Origin of the sequence: Enterobacter sp. JMULE2, from assembly GCF_013337145.1 — a bacterium.
GTDB lineage: Bacteria > Pseudomonadota > Gammaproteobacteria > Enterobacterales > Enterobacteriaceae > Enterobacter > Enterobacter mori.
Window position 1 is genome coordinate 142,411 of record NZ_SGWD01000015.1, and the last position, 17,374, is coordinate 159,784.

Below are 17,374 nucleotides of genomic sequence, written 5' to 3' on the forward strand. Positions count from 1 at the left end.
ACTGCACAATCCGTAGGCCCGGTAAGCGTAGCGCCACCGGGCTTTTTACATCACCCTCTATTACGCATCACCCCTTCCTGCACCGTCGAGGCCACCAGCACGCCATCCTGCGTATAAAACTCTCCCCGCACAAAGCCGCGCGCGCTTGATGCCGACGTACTTTCCACGCTGTAGAGCAACCACTCATTCATGTTGAATGGACGGTGGAACCACATCGAGTGGTCGATGGTGGCGACCTGCATCCCTTTTTCCAGGAACCCCACGCCGTGCGGCTGCAGCGCCACAGGCAGGAAGTTAAAGTCAGACGCATAGCCCAGCAGGTACTGATGAACGCGGAGATCTTCCGGCACTGTACCGTTGGCACGCATCCAGACCTGACGTTTCGGTTCTGCAGTGTGGCCTTTCATCGGGTTATGGAATTCAACAGGGCGGATCTCAAGCGGCTTATCGCAGAGGAACTTCTCCTTTACCTGCGGCGGAAGCAGATGCGCCAGCGCGCGGGCGATATCGGTTTCCGATTTGAGATCGTCAGGCGAAGGGGCTGGCGGCATCACTTTTTGATGCTCATAGCCCGGTTCAGGCGCCTGGAAAGAGGCGGTCATGTAAAAGATCGGTTTGCCATGTTGAATGGCTGCCACGCGGCGAGCACTAAAACTGTTGCCATCTCTCAGCACTTCAACGTCATAGACAATGGGTTTTGCGCTATCGCCAGGGCGTAGGAAGTAACTGTGAAAGGAGTGCACCAGACGGTCGGTCGGGACGGTTTCCTTGGCTGCGTACAGCGCTTGTCCCACGACTTGCCCACCGAAGACCTGGCGTAAACCCAAATCTTCGCTCTGTCCGCGAAAGAGTCCTTCCTCAATTTTTTCCAGATTCAGTAATGTCAGCAGATTGTTCAGTGCCTGACTCATAGTCGTCCTCAATAAACGCCGTGGCGAAAGATACGCAGAGTATAACGCAGAAATGAAAGTGGTCCGATGGGTAGATTAGTCTGAATATCGGGGGGAATTCAGGCGTTAATCATTGATTTGTGCCACACTTGAATACGTTATGTGAATGAAACGACATCGGATGGGATCGATCCCGCTGGTGCATTGATGATAAGGAGACTTCAATGAAACTCGTGCCTATGCTAAGTGGTATAGCTATTGCGGTGGCGTTGTCCGCCTGTGCAGGTAAGAGCGCTCAGGTGCCGGTGCCCGCAGCTGACCCGAACGGGATTACTACACTTTCACAGCAGTCAATTCAGCAGCCAAATGTGTCCGGTACGATCTGGATCAAGCAAAGAGTGGCTCTGCCGCCGGATGCGGTATTAACGGTAACGCTGTCTGATGCTTCACTGGCTGATGCACCGTCGAAAGTGCTGGCGCAGCGTGCGGTTCGCACCGAAGGTAAACAGGCACCATTTAGCTTCGTACTGCCTTACAACCCAGCAGATGTGCAGCCAAATGCGCGTATCTTGCTGAGTGCGGCGGTAACGATCAACGATAAACTGGTCTTTATTACCGACACGGTGCACGAAGCGATTAACAACGGTGGAACAAAAGTTGACCTGAATCTGGTCCCGGTGCAGCAAACGGAAGTTCCGCTTGCGCCTCAGACTAACCAGCCGGCTGTCGCAACCCCACCTACGCAGCTGTAATTCCTGCCTTTACCCTCTCCTGCGGGAGAGGGTTCAGTACACCCAAAGGTATTTCTGCAAATCGATCTGTCCCGAACCTGACACCTGCACACCTTCTGACAATAACGCCTGACGCTGACGCTGCAAATCCGGCCCGGTAAGCGAAATGGCACCGTGACGATTCACCACACGATGCCACGGCAAAGCACTTCCTTCCGGGAGCCGCTTCAGAACGCCACCCACCTGACGTGCCGCACGCGGTGAGCCTGCAAGACGCGCTACCTCACCGTAGGTGGTGACAACCCCTTCCGGGATGGAGGCCACGATTTGCCACACGCGTTGCGGGAAAGAGTCATGTTCGTCCATTTATCACTCCAGTGGGTCGTAATGAAGTGTGATGGTAAACGAAGATGAAGGCGATTGCCGCTTAAGTTTGCGCAATAAACCAGCATCCAGATGCCCATGGCTTGCAATTGACGGGCGGCATAGGGATAATGCGCCAGCGCGTTGGTTAACAACGCTCTCAATGGGGGCTCTGTTGGTTCTCCCGCAACGCTACTCTGTTCACCAGGTCAGGTCCGGAAGGAAGCAGCCAGGGCAGACGACGTGTGTGCCGGGATGTAGCTGGCAGGGCCCCCACCCATTTCTTCCCCCAAAAAATCTTCTGCTTTAGATACCTTTGCTCTCAGGCTATTAATCCTTATAGATAAAGTGGTTTTTATAAGCCCGGAAATATATCTTTCATTTAACTGAAATAATATTGTCATAAACCTGTAATAATAGACTGTCATTTTATTATCGGGTGTCTTTTTTCCGTCATAAGCAAAAAATATATATCTGGATTAGAAAGTTAACTTCGTGTATTAAATTAAACACGGTTTCCGAAGGGAAGTGACAATTATGGCTACTGCGGTTTTGAATGTTAAAATTGATGAAGCGCTAAAAGAAAGACTTCGCCACTATGCCGAAGTAAATAATGAGAATTTAAGCGTGACCACAGAGAAACTGCTGCTGCTGGCGTTTGAAGCAGTAGAAGAGGCGGGAGTATCGGAAGAGGATATTGATAATCAGCATACGGAAGAAGAGAGCGTTTCTCCATTTACTCCTAAAGAAATCAAGGCACTACGTAAACTTCTGAAGAAGAGAAAATGAAACAACAACTGTCGACCGCCCATGACTACAAAGAGGCCTGCGATCTGTTGCGTTCAGGCTACGTCAAACATGTACGTCTTGGCTGGAATGTAGGAAGTGATGAGTTCTTTCGTATTGCGTCTGACTGGTGTGATACCGGCGCAAAAATAAAGAAAGAGGGTGAAGATTTTGTTATTTCACTGAAAGGTTTCCCGATTCCTCCTCAGCACTAATTCCTGATCGGTGAAAACAGCTGACTGCCTCTATGACAGTCAGCTGTTTTTATTATTTACGAAAAAATTTTACACCAGGCTCCGTTTAATCGAGGGCGTGGTTTGGTTCAGGGCGAGCCACAACGGCTTGATTCTCAATAACGCTTGCTCAAGTTCTTCCGGTTCAAGTGAGAAAGGCATACGCAAATAGCGATCAAATGCCCCTGAAAGACCGAACCGCGTGCCGGTCCCCATGTTGATCCCAATCGTCTCAGCCCGTGCGGCGAGCTGCGTTGCCAGCATCCCCGGCAGTTCAATCCAGTACGAAAGCCCGCCTTCGGCTTCATGGAAGGTCCAGTCCGGGAAATGCTCGCGCAGGAGTTCCCCGCACCTGTTCCGTCGTTCCACCAGCATTTTCCGGCGAGCGGGCAAAAAGGTGTCGCTGTTTTCGATAAGCCACAGCGTTGCCAGCTGTTCCAGCATAGGGGAACCGAGGTCCAGCGTATCGCGCGCCTGAGCGAGCGCCGCGATGGTGCGTGAAGAGGCGCGGATCCAGCCGAGACGCAGTCCACCCCAGAAGCTTTTCCCGGCAGAGCCCAGCGTAATCACCGCTGCCCCAGGATTAAACGCTGCCAGAGGGGGCGGCGGCGGCGCATCAAACCAGAGATCGAGCATGGTTTCGTCCACGACCAGCGTGGTACGCGTCCGCGCGGCGATGTCGGTGATCGTCTGACGGGTGGCGGCGTCCATACAGCGTCCCGTTGGATTATGAAAATCCGGCATCAGGTAGGCCAGGCGCGGGGCCGTTTGGGCAAGCGTTGCCGCGAAACCGTCGGTATCCCAGCCGCTTTCAGGCAGTGATACGCCTACCGGTCGGCAGAGTGCCCCCTGAATAGCGGCGATCGCCAGCGGGTAGGTTGGATGGTCGACGACGATGCGATCGCCTGGCCCGGTCATCATGCGCAATACCAACGCAAAGCCGCTGACGGCACCATTTACGACCATCACTTCGTCTGCCCGCGTTGGCAGCCCGCGCGCGGTATAGCGTGCGGCAATGGCTTCCCGCAGCGCGGGCAACCCGAGCTGGTCATAGCCCGTCAGCGCAAGGTGCTGGGTAATCGCCGTCAGCGCATGGGTATACGCCTGATGGATTTCGGGCCCGGCGTTGAGTGCGGCGGTGGACAGGTCCAGCGCCGCGCTGGCCGCAGAAAGCGTCGGTACCGCGCGGGTATCCGGCAGGATCACGCGTGAGCCGCTGCCGTGGCGACTTTCCAGATAACCCTCTTCCCGCAGATGGGCGAGCGCGCTGCCAACGGTGGTTCGGCTGACGTTTAGCGTATTGGCTAATTCCCTCTCACCCGGTAGCCGCGTATTCAGCGCCAGTCTGCCATCCAGAATAAGCAGACGTAATGCATCGGCCAGCTGACGCCAGAGCGGCGTACGCGACGAGGATTGTTGCCAGTGGCCTAAAAGGCGTGCCAGAGACTGGCTTCCAAAACGACGAGATGACATATGCAGTCCACTATTTAGAAACTGGACATTAATCATAGAGCCATTTTGACCCAATATAAAACTCTGGTTCACTGGAGAAGATAAAAAATGGTACGTCGTCTGCTACAGCTTTATGTCGGTTTAGGGCTTTATGGCCTTTCCACCGCGATGTTTATTCGTGCGGATCTGGGCGTCGATCCGTGGGACGTCTTTCACCTTGGGGTGGCCTTACAAACGGGGATGACCATTGGTACGGTCATCATTGTGACCGGTGCGGCGGTGCTTCTGCTGTGGATCCCGCTGCGTCAGATGCCCGGGCTGGGCACCCTCAGTAACGTTATCTGTATTGGCCTGGCGGCAGATGCTTCAATGGCCTTAATCCCTGAGTTGAGTTCGCTGCCTGTCCGCATCGCGCTGCTGGTGTCCGGGATCGTCGCGAACGCCATAGCAACCGGGATGTATATCGGTGCAGGTTTTGGGTCAGGTCCGCGCGACGGCCTGATGACCGGGATCCACGCCCGGTTAGGCTGGTCAATCCGCAGCGTGCGCACCTCTATTGAAGTCTCTGTTCTGATTATCGGTTGCCTGCTTGGCGGTTCATTTGGTGTGGGGACAGTGATTTACGCCCTGACCATCGGCCCGCTTATCCAGCTCTGTTTGCCGTGGTTCCGTCAAAAGCCGCGTATCGAGACGGTTCCTCAGCCAGAGCGGGTTGTTTAATTTTGCGAAGCGCTCACATGTTTTAATGGCGTCGCTGTGCCAGAATAGCGGCTTGTTATCAAGCGATGCCGGACTGCATGAAAGCGATCACACTCTATGACGTTGCCCTCCTCGCGGGGGTGTCTTACCAGACCGTGTCCCGCGTGATTAATGGCGCGGAGCACGTCTCCACCCGCACGCGGGAAAAGGTGCAGCAGGCGATGGCCGAACTGCACTACGTGCCTAATCGGGGCGCACAGCAGCTGGCGGGGAAACGGACCCGTACGCTGGGACTGATCACCACCGATCTGGCTCTGCATGCACCCTCGCAAATTGTCTCAGCGGTAAAATCCCGCGCGGCAGAGCAGGGGGCAAGCGTCTTAATTTCAATGGTGGAGCATGTTCAGCAATGCCAGGCTGCGGTGCAGGAACTGCTGGCTCAGCGTGTGGAAGCCTTACTGGTCAATGTCCCGCTGGACGATCCTGACGCAGAGCAGCTTCAGAAAATGGCTTTGCCTGTGCCTGTTCTGTTCCTCGATGTTTCCCCTTCAGCGCAGGTCAACAGTCTGGTATTTAACGCCGGGCAGGGGGCCGCGCTGGGCGCGGAACATCTGATTTCTTTGGGGCATCAGCGCATCGCTCTTCTCAGTGGACCAGAGAGTTCCGTTTCAGCGCGTGCGCGTCTGGCGGGGTGGAAAACGGCCCTGGTGCAAGCCGGTCTTGAAGCCGCTGACGAGGTTCATGGCGACTGGAGCGCCGCCTCCGGATATGAAAAAGGCCACCAGCTTTTATCCGGATCGCAACTACCTGACGCCATTCTGGTCGCGAACGATCAAATGGCACTGGGCGTGATGCGCGCCTGCGTTGAGAAGGGCATTGCTATACCGGGCCAAATATCGATTGTCGGGTTTGATGATACGGCTGACAGCGCCTGGTTTTCACCGCCGCTGACCACCGTTCGGCAGGCTTTTCGTGAGGCGGGCGAGCGCAGCGTGGAATGGCTGCTGACGCCGACGAGAAGTGAAAAATGCTGGCAAGAGCAGCTTCCCGTCACGCTGATCGCGCGCCATTCGAGCGCCCGTCGCGCAGCCGATCGGGTTGAGCGGGAAGAGCTTGCCCATCAACTGAGAAATCTGGCATTGCTGGCTGAAAAAATCGCGCGGGGATAAATCTTTTGTGATCCGGCTCGCTACGTGAGGATCGCACACTTTACCCTTCTCTGTTGCCAGGGCATGTTGACTGAAATTGTGAGCGCTTCGCAAAGAGGTTATTATGTCTGACACATCAACGCTGACCCTCAGCGCACTTCTGGCTCGTCGGGACTGGGAAAACCCCGGGGTGACGCAGTGGAATCGCCTGGCGGCCCACGCGCCGTTTCACAGCTGGCGTGACGAAGCCTCTGCCAGAGAAGAGGCGAAAACCCCGAACAAACGTTCTCTCAACGGGGTGTGGCAGTTTAGCTTTTTTGCAGCACCAGAACAGGTTACGCAGGCATGGGTAGAAGAGGATTATACCGATGCCGTCGCGATGCCCGTTCCTTCGAACTGGCAGATGCAGGGCTTTGATACGCCGATCTACACCAATGTGACCTATCCGATCCCCGTCAATCCGCCCTGCGTTCCGACAGAGAATCCTACCGGTTGTTACTCGCTCACATTTGAGATGGATGACGCCTGGCTGCACGGCGGGCAAACCCGCATTATCTTCGACGGGGTAAACTCAGCATTCCATCTCTGGTGCAACGGCCAGTGGATTGGCTATTCCCAGGACAGCCGCCTGCCCGCCGAGTTTGATCTCACGGCAGCGCTGCGTTCAGGCCAGAACCGTCTTGCGGTCATGGTGTTGCGCTGGTGCGACGGGAGCTATCTTGAAGATCAGGACATGTGGCGCATGAGCGGTATTTTCCGTGACGTATCGCTGCTGCATAAGCCTGAGACGCAGATTGCGGATTACCACGTTGTGACCGATCTCAACGTGGAGTGCGACCGCGCAATGCTTAACATCGACGTCGCGCTGGCAGGGTCCTGCTATTCTGCCTGCGAAGTGGTCATCACTCTGTGGCGAAACGGCGAAAAATGCGCCAGCGTCACGCAACGCCCCGGCTCTGCGGTGGTTGACGAGCGAGGCCGCTGGGCCGAGCGGCTAGCGGTGGCGATCCCCGTCAAAGATCCCGCACTGTGGAGTGCGGAAACGCCTGAACTTTACCGGCTGACAATTGCGCTTAGGGACGCACAGGGTGATGTGCTGGACGTCGAGGCATGCGACGTCGGCTTTCGCCGGGTTGAAATCAGCAAGGGTCTGCTGAAGCTCAACGGTAAACCGCTGCTGATTCGGGGCGTGAACCGCCATGAGCATCATCCGGAAAACGGGCAGGTGATGGATGAAGCGACGATGCGCCGCGATATCGAGCTGATGAAGCAGCACAACTTTAACGCCGTCCGTTGCTCGCATTATCCGAATCATCCGCTGTGGTACAAGCTTTGCGATCGCTACGGTCTGTACGTTGTGGACGAGGCCAATATCGAAACCCACGGCATGGTGCCAATGAGCCGTCTTGCTGACGATCCCCGCTGGCTGCCAGCCATGAGTGAACGCGTGACCCGCATGGTGCAGCGCGATCGTAACCATCCGTCCATTATCATCTGGTCGCTGGGGAATGAGTCCGGGCACGGTGCAAACCATGATGCGCTTTACCGCTGGCTGAAAACTACCGATCCAACGCGCCCCGTGCAGTACGAAGGCGGTGGGGCGAATACGGCGGCAACCGACATTGTCTGTCCGATGTATGCTCGTGTTGATCAGGACCAGCCGTTCCCGGCGGTGCCAAAATGGGCAATCAAAAAATGGATCGGCATGCCGGATGAAACTCGCCCGCTGATCCTCTGTGAATATGCCCACGCGATGGGCAACAGCTTTGGCGGGTTCGCCAAATACTGGCAGGCATTTCGCAGTCATCCGCGCCTGCAGGGCGGGTTCGTCTGGGACTGGGTCGACCAGGCGCTGACGAAGAAAGACGAAAACGGCAAACCCTTCTGGGCTTACGGCGGTGACTTCGGCGATAAACCGAATGACCGACAGTTCTGCCTGAATGGTCTGGTATTCCCGGATCGCACGCCGCATCCGGCGCTGTATGAAGCGCAGCGCGCGCAGCAGTTTTTCACCTTTACATGCGTGAGTACCTCTCCTCTGGTGGTTGAGGTGAAAAGTGATTACCTGTTCCGCCATACCGACAACGACGTGGCGAGATGGTCGGTTACCCGCGACGGGGAGGTGCTGGCTCAGGGTGAGGTTGCGCTTTCCATTCCCCCTCAGGGGCAGCAGCGTCTGGAAATCTCGCTGCCGACGCTGACGGCCGGGCCGGGGGAGGTCTGGCTTAATGTGGAGGTTATCCAGCCGCAGGCAACAGCCTGGTCACCGGCGAATCATCGCTGCGCGTGGGATCAGTGGCTGCTTCCGACGCCGCTGTACGTTACGCCACCGCGGGCAGTCGGGATCCCGCCGGTATTCACAGAGCAGGATGATGTGCTGGACATTACCCATGGAGAGCAACGCTGGCGGTTCGATCGCGCCTCGGGAAATCTGACGCAGTGGTGGAACAAGGGCGTTGAAACGCTGCGCTCGCCGCTGACGGATAACTTTACCCGTGCGCCACTGGATAATGACATTGGCGTGAGCGAAGCCACGCAAATCGATCCGAATGCCTGGGTTGAACGCTGGAAAGCGGCCGGAATGATTGAGATGTCTGCGCGCCTGCTTATGTGTGAAGCGGAACCGCATGCCAATGACGTGGTCGTGACCACGCGACACGTCTGGGAGTATCGCGGTAAGGCGCTGTTTTTGAGCCATAAGGTCTGGCGGATTGACGATTGCGGCGTGCTGCATGGCGATGTGCAGGTGCAAGTGGCGTCCGATATTCCCGAGCCCGCGCGTATCGGCCTGAGCGTCCAGTTTGCACAGGTACCGGATACGGTGCGCTGGCTGGGGCTGGGGCCGTTCGAGAACTATCCGGACAGGAAGCTGGCGGCGCAGCAGGGGCGCTGGACGTTGCCGCTCGATGCGATGCAGACCCCCTACATTTTCCCGACAGAAAACGGCCTACGCTGTGACACCCGAGAACTCGCCTGCGGGGCGCACGTGCTTCAGGGAAATTTCCATTTCTCCGTCAGCCGCCACAGCCAACAGCAGCTTCGTGAGACAACGCATCAGCACTTACTGCGCGATGAGCCGGGCTGCTGGCTCAATCTGGATGCATTCCATATGGGCGTTGGCGGTGATGATTCCTGGAGCCCAAGCGTTTCACCTGAATTCATCCTGCAACATCGTCAGCTTCGCTACGCCTTTAGCTGGCATCAGAACGCACTGTAGCGCGCCAGTCGCGGCCACCGCGGGTGGCCGCGTCGCTCAGGATAAAATTCCGCTCAGCCCGTGAAGACTCATGTAGAACCCGACGAGGGTAATCAGTGCCGCAGATATCCAGGGCGCTTTTCGCGAAAACTCGTTGAAACCCGGCCAGCGCTTCGTCGCGTGCTTAAGGCTTAAGGCGGCAATCGCGCCTGAAGCCACCAGCGTCAGTGCGAGACCAATACTGAAGCTGAACACCAGCGTTGCGCCGAGTGCGAAATGTTTGAGCTGCAGGCAAATCAGCAGCACCGTGATGGACGCCGGGCAGGGAATAAGCCCGCCCGTCAGGCCAAACAGGGCGATCTGCCCGGTAGTGACGTTTTGTCCGTTGAAACGACGGTTAATATCCTGGGCATGCGCACGCTGGTGGGCGTCTTGCCACTCTTCTTCAACCAGTTGATGGCCATGGTTGTGATGATCATGATGATGGTCGTGGTCGTGGTCGTGGTCGTGGTCGTGGTCATGATCATGATGCTCGTGCGGCTGGCTCTCTTTCCAGGTGCGCCAGGCCATCCAGAGCGCGATCGCAATGATCAACACGCCAGAGATCAACTGGAACCAGGGCTCAGACGTATGAGCATCCCAGCCCCGACCAAACCATAATCCCGCCATTGCAATGATCCAGACCACCGCCGTGTGAGACAGGGTTGCGGCAAGCCCGAGAAGGATCGCCTGCTTAAGCGTCCCGCGGATCGCCACGATAAAAGCGGCCATCATCGTTTTTGAGTGGCCCGGCTCAAGGCCATGCAGTGCACCGAGCAAAATAGCGCTGGGCACAAACAGCCAGGCGTTGCCCTGTTGAAGGAGAGAAGCAAAATCGTTCATTGAACATTCCGGGAGAAAATGGTGCTCTGATACTACTCCCCCCCAGTAGTCTAATACTACCCCCCAGTAGAAAAATACTCAGGGGGAGTAGGGCGTGATATGCTTAAAACGTCAAATTAGGGGGAAAGAGATGTCACATACGGTTCGCGACAAGAAGATGTTATTAACCCGCCTGAAAAAAATTCAGGGGCAGAGCAACGCGCTGGAAAAAATGCTTAATAGCGACCACGAATGCGCCGATGTTCTCCAGCAGCTGGCAGCGATCCGCGGGGCGGTCAACGGCATGATGATGCAGGTGATCGAGGGCCATTTAACCGATCACGTGGTGAAAGAGCCCGAAGAAGAGCAGCGTGAAGCCGATCTTGGCGTGGTTTTAAAGGTGATCAAATCCTACCTTAAGTAGAATGTGTCTTGAGGTTCATTTCCGCCCAGAGAATAAATTCCTCCCTTGGCAGCGCCTTGCTGTAGTACCACCCCTGTCCATACTGCACCCCGTGAAGGTGCAGCCAGCGGAGCTGCCCGTCGGTCTCTATACCCTCCGCCACCATGGCCAGATTCAGCGATTTCGCCATTTCAATAATGTGCGGGGTGACGTTTTTGTACTCCAGCGCGTCCACAAACGACTTATCAATCTTTAACGTGTCGACGTCCAGATCCTGTAGGTAGCTCAGGCTGGAATAACCGGTACCAAAATCATCGATATAGATGGCATGACCCGAACGGCGGAATGCCGCGATGGCCGGTGCGCTAATTTTAGGATCGGCAAAGCCGCGCTCGGTTAACTCAAGGGCGATCTGTCTGGGATGGACTTTCCACTTATTGAGCAACTGGCTCAGCAGAGGCGGCAACTTGCCGGAGAGTAAATCGGCAGGCGCAAGGTTAATGGAAATATGCTGATCGCCATGCAGATGTAGCCAGTGACCCATATCCTCAAACAGTTTTTCGATGACTAGCTGCGTCAGTTGCGAAATAAGGCCCGTCTGTTCCGCTAGCGGAACGAAAATTTCCGGTGAGAGATAGCTCCCGTCAGGCTGAGGCCAGCGGGCAAGCGCCTCTGCACCGACAATTTTCCCACTGCAGAGCGCCACAATGGGCTGGTAGTTAACCACAAATTCGCGGTTATTAATCGCATCAAGCAGCCTGTAGCGTGGGGATTGTATACGCCGCAGGATACGCAGAACAAAAAGCGCGGCAAGCAGGCTTATCAACACGCCAAACGGCAGCCAGAAAAGAAGTTGCCGATGCCAGGTTTCAGCCAGCGGTTTTAACGCCGCCCAGGCGACGATATTAAACCCCAGTTCAGGAACAGGCTTAATAATATACATTGAGCCGTTGTACTGAACGCGGGTCATTTCCCGATCGACAATCATGTTGCGGATATGAGGAGCAAGCGTGTTGCTGCTGGCAAAAACGAGGTGTGTTGAGCTGCCCACCAGCGCGGCATCAATTGCGATCTCACCGAAAGGGATCACATCCACCAACGAGGCTGGATCGATCAGCACAAGGTAATGGCCTTTGCCCAGCGCGGCCATATAGCGGTTAAAACCAAGATCGTTTTGCGTGGTCAGCCAGGCACTGTAACCATCTGCAGTAATACGCATCGGGGGCGGGAAAGCGGCTGCGTCGCTGTCTTGTTCCAGCGAGGAGCAGAGGGGCTTCAGGCTGTCGATGTAGATCACTTCCTGAACATAACGCCATGAGAAAGCAACCCGACGCATTTCCCGTAAATGCAGATAACTACAGGGAGGCCCCTCAAAGGCCTGAAGCCGGGTCAGCGCTTCTTTTGCCTGATCAACAACCCTGTCGGTACGAAGCAGCACGCGGGAGGCGTAACTATCAAGCACATCGACAAATTTATCCTCCGCCTGGCGATGCGCCAGCCAGATACTGAGGCAAATCGGTACCAGCACAGAAAATATCAGTATGCCTGTGACCAGGCTGACCAGATGTCGGGTTTTCATGCTGCTGTTTCCTTTCTCATATGCCTGTTACCGGGCACAGAGTCGCTTGTCGGAGGCGAAAGATTTTACCGCGAAATGATATAGTTATAGCACGCAGGTGTCATGATTTTCATTTTGTCGCAGACCATTAAGGTCGTTTTGCGAGGAAGGGTGGGAATTTTCAGGGGTTGTTTTTTCAACTGAGCCTGGATATTATTTTGTTATGTTATAACAAAACATGAAGAGCGTATGATGAAACCTGATATCCATCCAGCCTATCGCACTGTGGTGTTTCACGACACCAGTGCCAACGAATACTTTAAAGTCGGATCGACCATCAAGACCGACCGTGAAATTGAGCTCGACGGTGAAACGTATCCGTACATCACCATCGAAGTCTCTTCAAAATCACACCCGTTTTATACCGGTAAGCAGAAAACGTTCTCGACGGATGGCAGCGCTGCGCGCTTCCGCAAACGTTTTGGCGGCTTTCTTAATGCGAAGCGGGGTTAACTATGCAGGTACTTAACTCGCTGCGCAGTGCGAAACAGCGTCATCCGGATTGCCAGATCGTAAAACGCAAGGGACGCTTGTACGTCATTTGCAAATCGAACCCGCGCTTTAAAGCCGTTCAGGGTCGTAAAAAAAGACGCTAAACGCGCGTTTCACGCCAACTTTCCAGGGATCTGATCTGTTTGCCATCGACGGTAAAATTGTCGGTGGCAAGCCAGTTTTCAAACGCTTTCGCCAGCATCGGCCACTCGCTGTCGATGATTGAGAACCAGTCCGTATCCCGGTTGTGTCCTTTCGTCACCAGAGCCTGACGAAAGCGCCCTTCAAACTGAAATCCCAGACGGAGCGCCGCCTTGCGGGAAGGTTCGTTCAGGCTATTGCATTTCCATTCATAGCGGCGGTATCCCAGCACGTCGAACGCATACTGCATCAGAAGATATTGCGCTTCTGTGGACATCGGCGTGCGGCTAAGAAGGGGGGAGAAATGCACGTGTCCCACTTCCATAACACCGTTTGTCGGATCGATACGCATCAGCGCCAGCGTACCGACCGGCGCCTGAGTCTGATTATCAATGACGGTGAAATGTATCGGATCCGGTAATTCGCACACGCTTGCTACCCACGCGGCGAATTCGCCTGCGGTGGCATCAGGTTCACGCAGCAGCCATGTCCAGCTGCGGGTATCTTCTGCCAGTAGATAGGCGGAAAAGAGGGCATCGGCATGTTCCACCCGCAGCGGCTCCAGCCGACAGTAGCGGCCATTAAGATGCACGCGGGAAGGGTGCGGGCGGGGTTGCCAGTCGATAAGTTCATCGCCAACAGGTTGTCCAAACTGATTGAATGTGCTCATGTTATTTTCCGCTCTGCTGTAAGTGATCCCAGAGTAAATAAATGCTGGTTCCTTAAAAAGTACCAGTGAGGTATGTTCTGGTGGTGCCACGGAGAGAGAAAATGAATATACCTGGCGATGAATTTTATACCCTGATCGCTGCTGCGCTGAAAAAGCGCGGTGAAGAGACCTTGCAGCGCACGCTGTATCTTGCCATGCGTGAAGCTGTCCTGCAGGGAAGGCTGCAGGCTGAAAGCCGCTTACCGGGCTCCCGGGTGATTGCGCAGCAGCTTTCCGTGTCCCGTAACACCGTTAATGCGGCGCTTGAGCAACTCTCGCTCGAAGGATATCTGCTGCGCAGTCGTCAGGGTACGCGCGTGGCGCAACTGGCGCAGCGCGGAAATCGACAGGATTTTCCCGAGCCGACCGTCACGCTGGCTAAGCGGGTGACGCAGCTGCCAGTACCGACGCCGAGGGAGACGCCGGTACTCGCTTTTACGCCCGGCACGCCCGCCATCAATTACTTTCCTCTTCCGCTCTGGCGGCGCTTGTACGATCGCGTTTTACGCGAGGAAGGGAGTGCATTGCTTGGCTATGGCGATCCGGGCGGGGAATCCTCATTACGTGAGGCGATTGCCCGCCATCTTGCCCTGTCGCGGGGGATTGATTGCGATGCCAGCCAGATTGTTATTACCGAGGGGGCTCTGGAAGGGGTGAATCTCTGCACGCAGCTATTGAGCGAGCCGGGGGATATCGCATGGATTGAAGATCCCGGCTATGCGGGGGCAAAGAGCGCGTTTGCGAAATCGGGATTAACGATGGTGGGCATGCCCGTGGACGACGAGGGAATGGACTGGGAAGGGCAACATGCAGCGCGTCCTGGGCTTATCTTTACTTCGCCTTCCCATCAGTTTCCCTACGGGAGCGTGCTGAGCGCGCGTCGGCGTTTGTCATTGCTGGCGCTGGCGCTCCAGCATAAGGCCTGGATTATCGAGGACGACTACGACAGCGAGTTTCGGTATACCGGAGAGCCGGTGCCAGCAATGCTGGGAATGGTCAACAACGCGCCGGTGGTTTATCTGGGAACATTCAGTAAAACGCTGTTCCCGTCGCTCCGAATCGGTTTTATGGTCATCCCACCGTCGCTGGCAAACGCGGCGCGTCCGGCCATTGGTGCGTTATTGCGTGGGGGGCATCGTGCGGAACAGCGTACGCTGGCGCTGTTTATTGAAGAGGGCCATTACGCTCGTCATCTTGCCGCCATGCGTCGGCTCTATCGGAAACGCTACCGGCAGCTGCGCGACGTGCTCAACGCGGAGCTACATGTCGCGCATCGTGTGCTGGCGGCGGAGGGCGGTATGCACCTGACGGTGGCGATTGACGGGATTAATGACAAGGCGATTGTTCAGCAGGCGAGGGCATTTCAGCTGGCCCCCGCGGCGTTAAGCGGGTACTACCTGACGCCGAAGCAGGGGCAAACCGGTCTGGTACTGGGGTACGGTAATACCTCTGCTTCTCAATTTGCGTCAGGTATCCGACGCCTACAGACGCTGATTACACAGCAGCAGGACGGGAAAGCGTAAAGACGTCATAGAAAGAGAGCTGGCCTTTGGTTGAAACCATTTTCTGCAGCTTCTCTTTCTGCCCGGTCTCCACGGCAGGGGAGTGTAAAATGCTGTCGATCAATTCTGTCGGCACAAAGCGCGTGTTGTACCACTCGCCGTTATAGCAGACCCGGAAATCAAGCACGTCGATATCTTCGTAGCGGTAGCGGGGATTAACGTCGAAAAAGAAGAACGCGTTGAATACCACAAACAGCACAACGAGCAGCCAGACGGAGTCCACCAGGGTTTCGGATGTTAGCATCACCACAAGCGTTGCCAGCCAGGCAGCGTACATGGCGACGAAGAGTCCCGGATGCTTGCGGATGAAGCTAATGCTAAAACGCGGGCGATTGTCGCGCTTTTCGCGGTGGTTAAGATCGTCGATGGTGGCGGTGAGCAGGCGCTGTATCTCGGTCATTTTCTGCCTTCATGATTGTTGAAAATACAGGGGATCCGCCTATTTTAGGGGAGCAACCAGGCTGAAAAAAGTAACAGTCAGGCGCTAAAAGACCATAACAGTTGGCTCCCCGGTATCTTAGAGCATCTTGATGATTTTTGCCGGATTGCCGCCAACGACAGCATTGGCCGGTACATCTTTTGTCACCACCGCGCCGGAAGCCACGACCACATTATCACCCAGCGTGACGCCAGGATTAATGACGGCGCGCCCGCCAATCCAGACGTTATTGCCAATGGTCACGGGCTTGCCAAACTCGACGCCGCTGTTGCGTTCATCGGGATCCAGCGGATGAGTTGCCGTGTAGATATGCACACCCGGTGCCAGCATGCAGTTGTCGCCGATATGAATAGGGCAGACATCCAGCATCACGCAATCGAAGTTAGCGTAAAATTCTTTACCCAGGTAAATGTTGTAACCGTAGTCACAGCGGAAACTCGGCTCGATATACGCGCCTGCGCTTTGTCCTAAAAGTTCCGCCAGAATGTTCTGGCGTTCAGTTTTCGCGTCGGGGGCGGTGTGGTTATAGCGGTGAATCAGATGGCGGGCTCGCAGCCGATCGCCCCGTAACGTCTCATCACCAGGGCGGTAATGTTCACCTGCAATCATCTTCTGTTTTTCTGTGCTCATTTAGGAACCTCTCTGGATATCATTACTGCAGAGTAATAGGGATAGGCCAGTAAGGGAACGTTCCCGGAAAACCTGTGTGATAAGAGTCACAACAATGTTGCGGATGAGCACGTTTTACACGGAGACCTGCTTTCGCACAGGGAGCGTAAGTCGAAAGGTGTATACAAACCAGAACGCGACGTAGAACCTCTACAGATACACGTTAAAGATTAACGAACAAATTTCCATACGGACGTTGGGATTTTGTCATACAGCTTATTCATGGTCAGCTCAGCGAGCCGATGGTCAGCGGCTGAATAAAATACAGCCAGTTCATTATCAGACAGCTCGTATTTATTTTTTTCGATGACACGTTCGAGCGTGTCTATTGACTGACAACGTCGCAAGCGCATCAAATAATCGACTTTTGTTAATGGTTTATCAGACATAAATTCACCTTAGTAATTGTAATAATTTTAACAGGAAAGACTAACCGGGTTTGCTCTGCTCACGTTGACGAAGCAGCGGAATAGCCGATTTCCCGATTTACGCCATTTTTGCAAATCCTGGGCGTTAATGCCGTAGCTACTGAACAACATAAAGGTGTCGTCCAGGTATTCGTCAATTTGCTCAATGAGCTTATTATCTTCATTGTACTTAATTTTATAATTAAGTGCGAAGGTTGCAATATGCTCTATCAGCTCGTTCAACTGTAAATTGATCGCAGACGTTGGGTCATTCACCCAGCCATGGTTACTTTCATCAAGATTGGCAAGGCAGTCATGGTACAAGGATTCGCAGAGAAATTTCAACTGCGCGATATCATGCCTTTTTGGCGAGTACTCGTCCATAGCGCATCCCCTTCTGAGTGATTTCTTACTCACCGAACATCATGTCGGGATGGATACAACATACTTAGCCGCACGGGTGCTGTGTTCCTGATAACTCTAACTATAAGCCACTCTGATCGAGTTTTCACCGCGCTATTACGAAAAATTACAATTAAAACCTGATACTGCGAGCGTTTACGCAATTGCCCGGT

Annotated in this window: 20 protein-coding genes and 1 other RNA gene; 11 read left to right on the forward strand and 10 right to left on the reverse strand. The window is 54.9% G+C overall.

Going from position 1 to position 17,374, the window contains the following annotated elements; translation table 11 throughout:
* Nucleotides 1–50: 50 nt before the first annotated feature.
* The gene (gene tesB, locus EXW94_RS18710) at nucleotides 51–911 is read right to left on the reverse strand and encodes an acyl-CoA thioesterase II (RefSeq protein WP_089599328.1); all 861 of its coding nucleotides are present in this window, start codon (nucleotides 909–911) and stop codon (nucleotides 51–53) included.
* A 203-nt stretch (nucleotides 912–1,114) separates the two neighbouring features.
* Between tesB and EXW94_RS18715 the strand changes: the two genes are divergently transcribed.
* Nucleotides 1,115–1,642 carry a YbaY family lipoprotein gene (locus EXW94_RS18715; protein WP_126816825.1) on the forward strand — a complete coding sequence of 176 codons (528 nt, stop codon included), beginning with the start codon at nucleotides 1,115–1,117 and terminating at the stop codon, nucleotides 1,640–1,642.
* Between the two features lie 33 nt (nucleotides 1,643–1,675).
* Here EXW94_RS18715 and EXW94_RS18720 read toward each other — a convergent pair whose 3' ends face one another.
* Complete coding sequence (locus EXW94_RS18720) at nucleotides 1,676–1,987, reverse strand: MGMT family protein (RefSeq protein ID WP_174340724.1); 312 nt, start codon at nucleotides 1,985–1,987, stop codon at nucleotides 1,676–1,678.
* Between the two features lie 170 nt (nucleotides 1,988–2,157).
* Here EXW94_RS18720 and ffs point away from each other — a divergent pair.
* The 3 genes from ffs to EXW94_RS18735 all read left to right on the forward strand — a co-directional run bounded on the left by ffs (nucleotide 2,158) and on the right by EXW94_RS18735 (nucleotide 2,985).
* Nucleotides 2,158–2,254: signal recognition particle sRNA small type (ffs, locus tag EXW94_RS18725), an RNA gene on the forward strand.
* 267 nt (nucleotides 2,255–2,521) lie between these two features.
* Entirely contained in the window at nucleotides 2,522–2,773 is a 252-nt protein-coding gene (locus tag EXW94_RS18730; protein WP_006176926.1) for a hypothetical protein, read from the forward strand.
* Nucleotides 2,770–2,985, forward strand: coding sequence for a hypothetical protein (locus tag EXW94_RS18735; RefSeq protein ID WP_010428144.1), 216 nt, complete (start codon nucleotides 2,770–2,772; stop codon nucleotides 2,983–2,985). Before EXW94_RS18730 ends, EXW94_RS18735 begins: the two co-directional genes overlap by 4 nt.
* A 69-nt stretch (nucleotides 2,986–3,054) precedes the next feature.
* Here the strand turns inward: EXW94_RS18735 and EXW94_RS18740 are convergent, their stop codons facing one another.
* Nucleotides 3,055–4,476: a PLP-dependent aminotransferase family protein gene (locus EXW94_RS18740; RefSeq protein WP_108415725.1), complete on the reverse strand. Its 1,422-nt coding sequence runs from the start codon at nucleotides 4,474–4,476 to the stop codon at nucleotides 3,055–3,057.
* Nucleotides 4,477–4,563: 87 nt separating this feature from the next.
* Here EXW94_RS18740 and EXW94_RS18745 point away from each other — a divergent pair, with 87 nt between their 5' ends.
* The 3 genes from EXW94_RS18745 to EXW94_RS18755 all read left to right on the forward strand — a co-directional run bounded on the left by EXW94_RS18745 (nucleotide 4,564) and on the right by EXW94_RS18755 (nucleotide 9,519).
* Nucleotides 4,564–5,175 (forward strand): YitT family protein, encoded by a 612-nt coding sequence (locus EXW94_RS18745; protein ID WP_010428145.1) that lies wholly within the window; start codon nucleotides 4,564–4,566, stop codon nucleotides 5,173–5,175.
* A 77-nt stretch (nucleotides 5,176–5,252) separates the two neighbouring features.
* A complete protein-coding gene (locus EXW94_RS18750; protein ID WP_174340725.1) occupies nucleotides 5,253–6,323 on the forward strand; it encodes a LacI family DNA-binding transcriptional regulator in 1,071 nt (356 codons plus the stop codon).
* A gap of 103 nt (nucleotides 6,324–6,426) precedes the next feature.
* Nucleotides 6,427–9,519 (forward strand): beta-galactosidase, encoded by a 3,093-nt coding sequence (locus EXW94_RS18755; protein ID WP_174340726.1) that lies wholly within the window; start codon nucleotides 6,427–6,429, stop codon nucleotides 9,517–9,519.
* A 36-nt stretch (nucleotides 9,520–9,555) separates the two neighbouring features.
* Here EXW94_RS18755 and EXW94_RS18760 read toward each other — a convergent pair whose 3' ends face one another.
* Entirely contained in the window at nucleotides 9,556–10,380 is an 825-nt protein-coding gene (locus EXW94_RS18760) for a nickel/cobalt efflux protein RcnA (protein ID WP_174340727.1), read from the reverse strand.
* Nucleotides 10,381–10,510: 130 nt separating this feature from the next.
* Here EXW94_RS18760 and EXW94_RS18765 point away from each other — a divergent pair, with 130 nt between their 5' ends.
* Complete coding sequence (locus EXW94_RS18765; RefSeq protein WP_010428149.1) at nucleotides 10,511–10,783, forward strand: metal/formaldehyde-sensitive transcriptional repressor; 273 nt, start codon at nucleotides 10,511–10,513, stop codon at nucleotides 10,781–10,783.
* Here EXW94_RS18765 and EXW94_RS18770 read toward each other — a convergent pair.
* On the reverse strand, nucleotides 10,776–12,341 hold the full coding sequence (locus tag EXW94_RS18770) for an EAL domain-containing protein (RefSeq protein ID WP_108415728.1): 1,566 nt from the start codon (nucleotides 12,339–12,341) through the stop codon (nucleotides 10,776–10,778). The two genes, EXW94_RS18765 and EXW94_RS18770, sit on opposite strands and share 8 nt — an antisense overlap.
* A 231-nt stretch (nucleotides 12,342–12,572) precedes the next feature.
* On the opposite strand from EXW94_RS18770, the gene EXW94_RS18775 reads away from it, so the two are divergent.
* Nucleotides 12,573–12,833, forward strand: a complete 261-nt coding sequence (locus EXW94_RS18775; RefSeq protein ID WP_010428154.1) for a type B 50S ribosomal protein L31 — start codon at nucleotides 12,573–12,575, stop codon at nucleotides 12,831–12,833.
* Nucleotides 12,834–12,835: 2 nt separating this feature from the next.
* Nucleotides 12,836–12,976, forward strand: coding sequence for a type B 50S ribosomal protein L36 (ykgO, locus tag EXW94_RS18780; protein WP_003859006.1), 141 nt, complete (start codon nucleotides 12,836–12,838; stop codon nucleotides 12,974–12,976).
* On the opposite strand, the gene EXW94_RS18785 is transcribed toward ykgO, so the two are convergent.
* Complete coding sequence (locus tag EXW94_RS18785; protein ID WP_174340728.1) at nucleotides 12,973–13,683, reverse strand: GNAT family N-acetyltransferase; 711 nt, start codon at nucleotides 13,681–13,683, stop codon at nucleotides 12,973–12,975. The genes ykgO and EXW94_RS18785 overlap by 4 nt on opposite strands.
* A gap of 101 nt (nucleotides 13,684–13,784) precedes the next feature.
* On the opposite strand from EXW94_RS18785, the gene EXW94_RS18790 reads away from it, so the two are divergent.
* Nucleotides 13,785–15,245: a PLP-dependent aminotransferase family protein gene (locus EXW94_RS18790; protein ID WP_174340729.1), complete on the forward strand. Its 1,461-nt coding sequence runs from the start codon at nucleotides 13,785–13,787 to the stop codon at nucleotides 15,243–15,245.
* On the opposite strand, the gene EXW94_RS18795 is transcribed toward EXW94_RS18790, so the two are convergent.
* From EXW94_RS18795 to tomB, 4 genes are all read right to left on the reverse strand, one after another.
* A complete protein-coding gene (locus EXW94_RS18795; RefSeq protein WP_089597999.1) occupies nucleotides 15,217–15,684 on the reverse strand; it encodes a YlaC family protein in 468 nt (155 codons plus the stop codon). The genes EXW94_RS18790 and EXW94_RS18795 overlap by 29 nt on opposite strands.
* Nucleotides 15,685–15,801: 117 nt before the next feature.
* Nucleotides 15,802–16,353: a maltose O-acetyltransferase gene (maa, locus tag EXW94_RS18800; RefSeq protein WP_148400317.1), complete on the reverse strand. Its 552-nt coding sequence runs from the start codon at nucleotides 16,351–16,353 to the stop codon at nucleotides 15,802–15,804.
* A gap of 209 nt (nucleotides 16,354–16,562) precedes the next feature.
* Nucleotides 16,563–16,781, reverse strand: a complete 219-nt coding sequence (locus EXW94_RS18805; RefSeq protein ID WP_010428174.1) for an HHA domain-containing protein — start codon at nucleotides 16,779–16,781, stop codon at nucleotides 16,563–16,565.
* 27 nt (nucleotides 16,782–16,808) lie between these two features.
* Nucleotides 16,809–17,183, reverse strand: a complete 375-nt coding sequence (tomB, locus tag EXW94_RS18810) for an Hha toxicity modulator TomB (RefSeq protein ID WP_008499288.1) — start codon at nucleotides 17,181–17,183, stop codon at nucleotides 16,809–16,811.
* Nucleotides 17,184–17,374: the final 191 nt, after the last annotated feature.

Excerpts from the sequence above, each read along its gene's own strand:
- EXW94_RS18790 (WP_174340729.1), top strand. The coding sequence starts at position 13,785 with ATGAATATACCTGGCGATGAATTTTATACCCTGATCGCTGCTGCGCTG.
- EXW94_RS18760 (WP_174340727.1), bottom strand. The coding sequence starts at position 10,380 with ATGAACGATTTTGCTTCTCTCCTTCAACAGGGCAACGCCTGGCTGTTT.
- EXW94_RS18735 (WP_010428144.1), top strand. The coding sequence starts at position 2,770 with ATGAAACAACAACTGTCGACCGCCCATGACTACAAAGAGGCCTGCGAT.
- tomB (WP_008499288.1), bottom strand. The coding sequence starts at position 17,183 with ATGGACGAGTACTCGCCAAAAAGGCATGATATCGCGCAGTTGAAATTT.
- EXW94_RS18745 (WP_010428145.1), top strand. The coding sequence starts at position 4,564 with ATGGTACGTCGTCTGCTACAGCTTTATGTCGGTTTAGGGCTTTATGGC.
- EXW94_RS18795 (WP_089597999.1), bottom strand. The coding sequence starts at position 15,684 with ATGACCGAGATACAGCGCCTGCTCACCGCCACCATCGACGATCTTAAC.
- EXW94_RS18740 (WP_108415725.1), bottom strand. The coding sequence starts at position 4,476 with ATGTCATCTCGTCGTTTTGGAAGCCAGTCTCTGGCACGCCTTTTAGGC.
- maa (WP_148400317.1), bottom strand. The coding sequence starts at position 16,353 with ATGAGCACAGAAAAACAGAAGATGATTGCAGGTGAACATTACCGCCCT.
- EXW94_RS18755 (WP_174340726.1), top strand. The coding sequence starts at position 6,427 with ATGTCTGACACATCAACGCTGACCCTCAGCGCACTTCTGGCTCGTCGG.
- EXW94_RS18730 (WP_006176926.1), top strand. The coding sequence starts at position 2,522 with ATGGCTACTGCGGTTTTGAATGTTAAAATTGATGAAGCGCTAAAAGAA.
- EXW94_RS18785 (WP_174340728.1), bottom strand. The coding sequence starts at position 13,683 with ATGAGCACATTCAATCAGTTTGGACAACCTGTTGGCGATGAACTTATC.
- EXW94_RS18715 (WP_126816825.1), top strand. The coding sequence starts at position 1,115 with ATGAAACTCGTGCCTATGCTAAGTGGTATAGCTATTGCGGTGGCGTTG.
- EXW94_RS18765 (WP_010428149.1), top strand. The coding sequence starts at position 10,511 with ATGTCACATACGGTTCGCGACAAGAAGATGTTATTAACCCGCCTGAAA.
- EXW94_RS18805 (WP_010428174.1), bottom strand. The coding sequence starts at position 16,781 with ATGTCTGATAAACCATTAACAAAAGTCGATTATTTGATGCGCTTGCGA.
- EXW94_RS18775 (WP_010428154.1), top strand. The coding sequence starts at position 12,573 with ATGAAACCTGATATCCATCCAGCCTATCGCACTGTGGTGTTTCACGAC.
- tesB (WP_089599328.1), bottom strand. The coding sequence starts at position 911 with ATGAGTCAGGCACTGAACAATCTGCTGACATTACTGAATCTGGAAAAA.
- ykgO (WP_003859006.1), top strand. The coding sequence starts at position 12,836 with ATGCAGGTACTTAACTCGCTGCGCAGTGCGAAACAGCGTCATCCGGAT.
- EXW94_RS18750 (WP_174340725.1), top strand. The coding sequence starts at position 5,253 with ATGAAAGCGATCACACTCTATGACGTTGCCCTCCTCGCGGGGGTGTCT.
- EXW94_RS18720 (WP_174340724.1), bottom strand. The coding sequence starts at position 1,987 with ATGGACGAACATGACTCTTTCCCGCAACGCGTGTGGCAAATCGTGGCC.
- EXW94_RS18770 (WP_108415728.1), bottom strand. The coding sequence starts at position 12,341 with ATGAAAACCCGACATCTGGTCAGCCTGGTCACAGGCATACTGATATTT.